9 protein-coding genes and 1 pseudogene are annotated in these 7,734 nt (G+C 46.7%); 8 read left to right on the forward strand and 2 right to left on the reverse strand.

What is annotated here, in order from left to right; translation table 11 throughout:
* From Q0241_RS12175 to Q0241_RS12185, 3 genes and pseudogenes are all read left to right on the forward strand, one after another.
* Positions 1-1,089 (forward strand): annotated as a pseudogene (locus Q0241_RS12175) (disulfide oxidoreductase); the annotation flags it as partial.
* Between the two features lie 10 nt (positions 1,090-1,099).
* Entirely contained in the window at positions 1,100-1,495 is a 396-nt protein-coding gene (locus Q0241_RS12180; protein ID WP_299377721.1) for an RNA-binding S4 domain-containing protein, read from the forward strand.
* 99 nt (positions 1,496-1,594) lie between these two features.
* Positions 1,595-1,957, forward strand: coding sequence for a GFA family protein (locus tag Q0241_RS12185; protein ID WP_299377723.1), 363 nt, complete (start codon positions 1,595-1,597; stop codon positions 1,955-1,957).
* A gap of 92 nt (positions 1,958-2,049) precedes the next feature.
* On the opposite strand, the gene Q0241_RS12190 is transcribed toward Q0241_RS12185, so the two are convergent.
* Complete coding sequence (locus tag Q0241_RS12190; RefSeq protein WP_299377725.1) at positions 2,050-2,892, reverse strand: EamA family transporter; 843 nt, start codon at positions 2,890-2,892, stop codon at positions 2,050-2,052.
* A 141-nt stretch (positions 2,893-3,033) separates the two neighbouring features.
* Between Q0241_RS12190 and Q0241_RS12195 the strand changes: the two genes are divergently transcribed.
* Entirely contained in the window at positions 3,034-3,951 is a 918-nt protein-coding gene (locus Q0241_RS12195) for a LysR substrate-binding domain-containing protein (RefSeq protein ID WP_299377726.1), read from the forward strand.
* A gap of 58 nt (positions 3,952-4,009) precedes the next feature.
* On the opposite strand, the gene Q0241_RS12200 is transcribed toward Q0241_RS12195, so the two are convergent.
* Positions 4,010-4,690: a DUF938 domain-containing protein gene (locus tag Q0241_RS12200; protein ID WP_299377728.1), complete on the reverse strand. Its 681-nt coding sequence runs from the start codon at positions 4,688-4,690 to the stop codon at positions 4,010-4,012.
* 186 nt (positions 4,691-4,876) lie between these two features.
* Here Q0241_RS12200 and Q0241_RS12205 point away from each other — a divergent pair, with 186 nt between their 5' ends.
* From Q0241_RS12205 to Q0241_RS12220, 4 genes are all read left to right on the forward strand, one after another.
* Positions 4,877-5,341 carry a TerB family tellurite resistance protein gene (locus Q0241_RS12205; protein WP_299377730.1) on the forward strand — a complete coding sequence of 155 codons (465 nt, stop codon included), beginning with the start codon at positions 4,877-4,879 and terminating at the stop codon, positions 5,339-5,341.
* Between the two features lie 89 nt (positions 5,342-5,430).
* Positions 5,431-5,769: a ferredoxin FdxA gene (gene fdxA, locus Q0241_RS12210; protein ID WP_299377732.1), complete on the forward strand. Its 339-nt coding sequence runs from the start codon at positions 5,431-5,433 to the stop codon at positions 5,767-5,769.
* Between the two features lie 498 nt (positions 5,770-6,267).
* Entirely contained in the window at positions 6,268-6,765 is a 498-nt protein-coding gene (locus Q0241_RS12215) for a CarD family transcriptional regulator (protein ID WP_299377734.1), read from the forward strand.
* 164 nt (positions 6,766-6,929) lie between these two features.
* Complete coding sequence (locus Q0241_RS12220; protein ID WP_299377736.1) at positions 6,930-7,730, forward strand: hypothetical protein; 801 nt, start codon at positions 6,930-6,932, stop codon at positions 7,728-7,730.
* Positions 7,731-7,734 lie beyond the last annotated feature (4 nt).

Genomic DNA, 7,734 nt, shown 5'->3' on the forward strand with positions numbered 1-7,734 from the left:
GGGGAGCTTACGTGGCGCGGTATTCCTGTTGGTAAGCTTATTAAAGGCGAAAGCTCGCTCAGTCCGGCTGTTGACGTTTATTCGACTGAATTTATTGATAGTCCAATGCGCGAGAAGATCCGGCTTCGCCTCGTCGGATGGTTAGAGCGCCATTTGCGTGCACAGCTCAAGCCCTTGTTCTATTTATCTGATGCCAAGCTTGAAGGTACAGCCCGTGGTATTGCATTTCAGGTTATCGAAGGCTTGGGACTCGTGCCGCGTTATCTGGTGCGAGATCAGATTAACGGCCTGAGCAAAGCAGACAGGAAAGCTTTGGCAGACCTTGGTTTACGCCTTGGCCGGGAAAGCGTCTTTCTGCCGAATTTGAACCGCCCAAGACCAAGCCGGATTCGTGCTTTGTTGTGGGCGGCATGGAATGAAGTTTCTGTGCCGGAACTTCCTGACTTTGAGAGCAAGTATTTTACGCCATCCGAAGCACAGAAAGATATTTTCTGTGCGTCTGTCGGTTATCGTCATCTTTCTAACCGCAAGGGCCGTGAACTTGTTCTTCGCGCCGATATTCTGGAGCGTGTTTCGCATGAAGCGTATAAGTTGCTTCGTCTGAGCAAGGATGACGGTGAAAAAAAATCGAACAAAAAAGACACTGACCCCAAAGCTAAAGTCGTTGAAATTGCAACGCCTGCTGTCGAGGCACCTGTCGTTGATGATACTGCGATAGCTACATCTGGTAACGATCAGGATGTTGCTGTTTCAGAATCCGAGGCGAAAGCCGTGGATAACGTAGCGGTTGAAGTGCAAGAGGATAAAAAAGCAGATGATGATCTGAAACTTCCTGCGGGATCTTTCATCATTAACGATGAAATGAGAAAAGTTTCTGGTCTTGATGATCAACAGATTGCTTTTGTTCTGAAATCCCTGCGATTCCATCCAAACAGACTAAAGGGCGGCGTGACGGCCTTTGGTCTGCGGGGACCGAAAAAGCAGGACCCCAAGAAAAAAGAAGCCCGGAAGAAGCAGGTTGAAGCTGAAAAGGCCAGAATGGCGGATTCACCTTTTGCTGTTCTTCAGGACATGTCTTTCAAACGCTAAAGGTCTTGCGATGGCTGGTGATGAAAAGGCAAGTCTTCGCATTGACAAGTGGCTTTGGTATGCCCGGTTTTTTAAAACGCGCTCAATCGCCAGTACAGCCTGTAATGGCGGGCGGGTGCGTGTTGGTGGCAAGGCGATCAGTAAAGCCAGTCAGTTGGTTAAGCCCGATGATGTCCTAACCTTTACGCAGGGGGCAAACATTCGTGTCATCAAAATTCTCGCGCTTGGAGGTCGCCGGGGGCCAGCACCTGAAGCGCGAGAACTTTATGAAGATCTTGCTCCTATAGATCATCAGAAATCGCATAAGACAAACCCCGTTGGGGATACTGCGATACGGGATATGGGAACGGGGCGGCCGACAAAAAAGGATCGTCGAGATATAGATAAACTTCGCCAAAATGATTGATATAACCTTTTCTATCTATTGTATGTTTTTATTTAACGTCAGCGGGGTGTTGATCTTGTGACTGAGTTGATAACTGGATCTTGCCTTTGTGGAACTGTAGTGTTTGAGATTACAGGCGAGTTTAGCCATTTCTTCCTTTGTCATTGTTCTCGTTGTCAAAAGGGAACTGGTTCTGCCCATGCTGCCAACTTATTCTCTACAACAGCTGTAATAAACTGGTGTTCAGGACAGGAGAAAATTAAGGTTTATCGAGTGCCGGAGACACAGCATTCAAGAAGTTTTTGTTCTGCGTGTGGTTCGGCGGTTCCCAATATGCAAATGGGGGGAGAATTGCTCGTGGTACCTGCTGGCAGTCTTGATAGTAAGGTATCTATTCGACCTAATGCCCATATATGTACGTCTAGCCGTGCTATGTGGGATAGCAATTTAGGGGCAATACCAGAAGTTGATAACCTTCCGTAGAAGGTGGTGTATTGCTTTCTGATGGGTATTTCTGTCACCTCGTTTTTGGTTGTGCTGGTCGTCTGACCGAGGATGTTTACAGGGGGGCTGTGTTAAAATCGGGTAAGGAGAATACCTGTACCAATGGAAAAAGCGGCCAACCATCTGATCATTCCTGCTTTTTCTTTGAGTAGGAATACGGCGATGAACATGGCGAAAAGCACACTACTTTCCCGCAGGCCAGAGACCAAAGCAATCGGCGCTTTGGTCATTGCCCAGATGGCAATCCAATATGACCCCAGAGAAAGAGCTCCGGCCACAAAGCCACTTTTCCATGCTGGCAATGTTTTTACTACAGCGCCTCTACCTCTGAGGATCAAAGCAGCCAACAGCATAATCAAACTGTCTCCGGCGAATAGCCACAGGGTGAAGCTTGACGCATTAAAGGACAAACGGGCGCCTATCCCATCAACGAGTGTATAGGCAGCAGTAAAAGAAGCAGTGCAAAAAGCAAAGACCAGCGCTTTTTTTGAAAGTGGTGGTGTGTCGGGTCCCTTGCTTAAAGCCATCGCCATGATTCCCAAGCCAATAGAGACAATACCCAAGGCATTGGTCAGTGTCAGAATTTCGCCCAAGTATAGGGCGCTAACAACCGAGACGATTAACGGAGCAGTTCCTCTTGCAAGGGGGTATATTTGGCTTAGGTCGCCTAAGGCATACGCTTTAATCAGGAAGAATTTGTACCCGACATGTAACAGGATTGAGGCCAACAGCCACGGCCATGCATCACTGGCAATAGCCGGGAAAAAAGGGATTAGAGCGAAAGAGATCGCACCTTGAAAAAGAGATAGCAGCAGGACGGCGGAAAAGCGATCCAGCCCAATCTTGATAACGGCGTTCCAACCAGCGTGCATAAGAGCGCCAGCCATTATGGCAAGAAAGACGATTGTGTCCATTGGGGGAGTTACTTTCTACGTGTTATCCTCAAAGCCAAAATAAAGGATTTTTTCTCACTATTAAAAATGTGTGTTGATTAAATCGTTTGATTTACAAAGAATAAATCGATCATTTCTCTGTCGTATGTGAAAAAAACTATTATGAATAGATCGACGTTACCCCCGTTAAATGCAATCCGGGCCTTTGAAGTTACGGCCCGAAAAGGGCGTATGGTTGACGCAGCCCAGGAGTTGAATGTCACCTATGGGGCAATCAGCAAACAGATCCGTCATCTGGAAGATGTTATGGGGGTGCGACTGTTTGAGGGGCCGCGCAACAAGTTGCAACTCACAGAGGCAGGGATAAAGCTACAGCCACAATTGACGGCGATTTTTGATCAGCTTGAAGCGAGTATTGCAAGTGTGGTCGATAGTGAAGAGGGTGCACTGGATGTTGCCTGTATCGGAACCTTCATGATGCGATGGCTCTTGCCGAGGCTACATCGATTCTCGGCACGCTATCCTAAAATTGATGTTCGGTTAAGCACTATAACAAACATGCCTAATCTTGCGAACGCCGCGTGTGATTTAGCAATTGTTGTTGGCGAAGATAATTGGCCCCCAAATGTTGAGGCAACTCCCTTGTTTACCGAATTAGTGGGACCGGTCATGACCCCAGAATTGGATGCCAGATTTAATGTCTCAGAATCAGGAAGTTTGTTATCAAAAAACGGGGTTCCGCTGTTACACAGTCTGACACGAAAATCGGCTTGGGCCGACTGGTCAAAGGTTACGGGTGTAGAGGTGCTTGAGGCTGATAAAGGGACGGATCTGGAACATATCTATTTTATGTTAGAAGCTGCTATGGGGGGATTGGGGGCTGCCATAGCACCATGGGCGCTGGTCAGTGAAGATATTCGCGCCAAACGCTTGATCGCGCCGTTTGGGTTTGTGCCAAATGGACAGGTGTATTCAGTGATATCACGGGATTCTATGCGTAAGAAAAACAAGGCGTTTCTATCGTGGATCAAACAGGAAGCAATTTCTTCTCCGCTTTGGAGTGACGTGAGACCAGAGTGAAGAGAGTTAAACTATATAAGGTCTAAGTGATGCAGGCCCTTGAGAGTATTCTCCTGAACTATTTTAGCTTTTTGAACTGTAGGAAAAGGTTGTTTGCCGGCATGGGGTGAATTCTTTCAAGGGTTAAATTATGATCTTCGGCAAGCTTCTTAACATCGTCCAGATTACGGATGCCCCAGGACGGATCGCGTTCTTTCAACCAGTTATCAAATTCAATGTTTGAGGGGGCGGTCGGTACATCGCTTTGAAAGAATGGCCCGTAAACAAACAGGAGACCGTTTTTGAGTAAAAGATTAGATGCTCCTAGAAACAGCCCGATTGCGACTTCCCAAGGGGCTATGTGAATCATATTTGCACAGGTGATGACGTCTGTTTTATTTTGAAATTGCGACAGCTGTTCAACTTCAAGCCCCCAGTTGTTTCGGGTGACATCGATATGAAACGGTGGGAAGATATTCTTTGCTTCAGATGCTTGAATATGCGCTTGGATACTGGGAAAAAGATCTGTGTCATATTCGCTGGTTTGCCATTTGATTGCGGGCAAACGTGACCCTATCCATGCGGCGTGTTCGCCTGTTCCGCTCGCGACTTCCAATAATTTTCCTTTTGCGGGAAGGTTGCTTTTCAAGATGTCATAGATAACTTGCCTGTTGCGTTCTGTGGCTGGTGCATAACGTCTGGCATCAGGCGTAGGCGAAGATGATTTCGGTGTCTGATTTTTTTTTGTCTGGGACGGCATGGTATGGAGTCTTGAAAAGTTGTTTAAAGGCATAGATGACACTAGATTATAGATATACTTAATGGTTCCTGTCTTCCATATATTGAGCCTTAGAAATTTTAGGGCCTTGAGGGGAAGGTCTTTTCTAAAGACTTGTTGCAGGAATTTATCACGTTGTTCGGTTTAGTCATGATTGAGGAAAGTTGATTGTTCGGTCGTATAAAAGAGTTATTGGGTGAAATCTCACAAAAGCCCCAAGGGGCCTTGGTTAATCACAGTGATAAAAAAGTCGCTGCAGCTGCCTTGATGGTTGAAGCCGCTGGAATGGATGATGATTTTGGTTCTGAAGAACGGGAAAAAATTATCGAACTTATGCAGAATCGATTGGGCTTGAGAGCTGAAGATGGTGAAGAGTTACTGTCGCTCGCAGAAGAAAAGGCCGGGAGTTCTAGTCAGCTCTTTGCTTTTACCCGGGTTATTAATGACAGCCATAGCCCGGAAGAGCGTATAGAGTTTATTGAAATGATGTGGGAAGTTGTTTATGCGGATGGCGAGCTACATCACTACGAAGCTAATTTGATGCGACGAATTGCCGGGTTGCTCTATGTTTCTGATCGCGATAGCGGTGATGCTCGTAAAAAAGCTCTTGCTCGTTTGGGCTTGAAAGGGTAGGCCCTTTTCCATAAACCCAAAGTGGGAACGCCTAAAAGGTGACACAGGTAAATCCTGTAGTTGGTCAGGAGCCAAGTGGAGATTAGACGATGACATATGTCGTCCTGGAAAATTGCATTAAATGCAAATATATGGACTGCGTTGAAGTTTGCCCTGTAGATTGTTTCTACGAAGGGGAGAACATGCTCGTCATTCATCCGGATGAATGCATTGATTGCGGTGTTTGCGAGCCAGAATGTCCTGCGGAAGCGATTTTGCCTGATACTGATCCTGCTTCTGAGTCTGTAATGGACCTCAATAAGAAGTGGGCAGATATCTGGCCAAATATCACCCGTATGGGTGAAAAGCCAGCTGATGCAGATGAATGGAATGGTGTAGGTAATAAACTACAAGAGCATTTCAGCGAAAAGCCGGGCGATACTGGCTGAGTAGATATTGGCTGAATAAATGCGTGAGCACCTGTGACAGGGGTGCTCAACGAGCTAACGGATCTTTTTTGTTTGATTCGTTTAGCCAATATTAAAAGCGACGTGGTCGCGCTTCTCACAATAACTTCATAATTCAACAGTTTATTCTGGTGCATTGAACTATGCTTTAATCGCGTGGCTGGCATGTGTTAAGCGAATATTGAAATTTTACTGTAATTACTGTATAACATATCCCTAACGGATGGATAGCTGATTACGGTGTCGGATAAAAAATTACCTTCGCCTTTAGTAAGTTTCACTTAACAACGAACTTCTGCCCCCGCCAATTTTTTAAAATTGCGTGGGGATATTGTGTCCATGCGTTTTGGGTATGCTTTCAGATGCTCTTTATGGCCAGATGCTTTTTTGCATGTCAGGTATAGCTAAATCTGAAAACATACCTATATGAATGTAGGGTCTGTATGAATTCAGGCTGTCAAAACGGAGAGATGAGATCTAATGGGTAAACAAGCAGAATATAGTGCCGGTGATTACGTGGTCTACCCAACCCATGGTGTTGGACGCGTACAGGGTATCGAAACCCAAGAAATTTCTGGCGTTACGCTTGAATTGCTTATTGTGACTTTTGAACAAGACAGAATGACGTTGCGTGTTCCTTTGGTGCGTGCTGAAAGCTCTGGTCTACGTAAATTGTCCAGCCGCAAGCTTATGGAAGATGCCCTTACAACCTTAAAAGGGCGTTCACGTGCAAAACGGACAATGTGGAGCCGCCGTGCTCAGGAATATGAAGCAAAGATCAACTCTGGTGATCCAGTTTCTATCGCCGAAGTTGTCCGTGATCTCCATCGTGGCCCCGAACAACCTGAACAATCCTTTAGTGAGCGCCAGATGTATCAGGCTGCTCTGGAACGATTAGCGCGCGAATTTGCTGCTGTTGAGGAAATCGACGAAGACTCAGCAGCTGTAAAACTAGAAGAAATGCTTGCAGCAGCCTAGTTTTACGGAGAACATGTGAAAACGCGGTTCCGTTAACGCGGAGCCGCGTTTATGCCTTCTTCGTTTTTAATCGTCCGTTTATCGGGCAATCAAGCGAGAGTTCAGCGCTTTTCTTATAAGCACTCCTTCTCGCTATAGCTGTAACAGGGGTACCGTCCTTTCCCATGGGCGATGTGCAAAAATTCGCGATCCTGACTGCCACGCACCGTATTTGGGCTGTTAGCGCCATTCACGGTGAGGTCGATCCTTTGCGAAATATCCACGCCGCCCTTGAGCCCCGATTAAAGCGTGGTGATCGCGTTATCTATCTCGGTAACTTTATGGGGCACGGATCGCAGGTTGCTGAGACCTTGGATGAACTTATTTCTTTCCGTCGTTTCTTTCTTGCCAGATATCAGAACTTTTCCCGCGATATTGTTTATCTAAGAGGCTCTCAGGAAGAGATGTGGCAAAAATTGCTACAGTTGCAATTTGCGACCGATCCAAGAGGCGTTCTGCAATGGATGCTGGATCAAGGGGTTGGCGCTTCGCTACAAGCTTATGGGTTTAACCCACAGGAAGGTTTTCGCGAAGCCGCAGCAGGTGCCATGCAACTAACCCGTTGGACCAATAAGGTGCGTCGGGCTATGCAGGAAAAGCCCGGGCATTATCAAGTTTTAGGGCAACTGAAACGCGCAGCCTATCCTAATAACGGAACTACTCTTTTTGTGAATGCAGGGATTAATCCTAGTCGTCCGTTGGAAACCCAGAAAGACAGCTTCTGGTGGGCGAATAAGGGCTTTCAGCAGGTTAAGGGGAACTTTGGCCCCTTTACACGCCTGTTTCGGGGCTATGATCCTGAACAAGCCGGGCCGAAGTATGACGAACATGCCGTCACACTTGATGGGGGCTGTGGGTTTGGCGGTAAATTGATTGCTGCCTGTATAGATCTTGATGGACAGGTTCTTGAGGTGCTGGAAAGCTGATGCG

This window comes from uncultured Kiloniella sp. (genome assembly GCF_937128705.1).
Classification (GTDB): domain Bacteria; phylum Pseudomonadota; class Alphaproteobacteria; order Kiloniellales; family Kiloniellaceae; genus Kiloniella.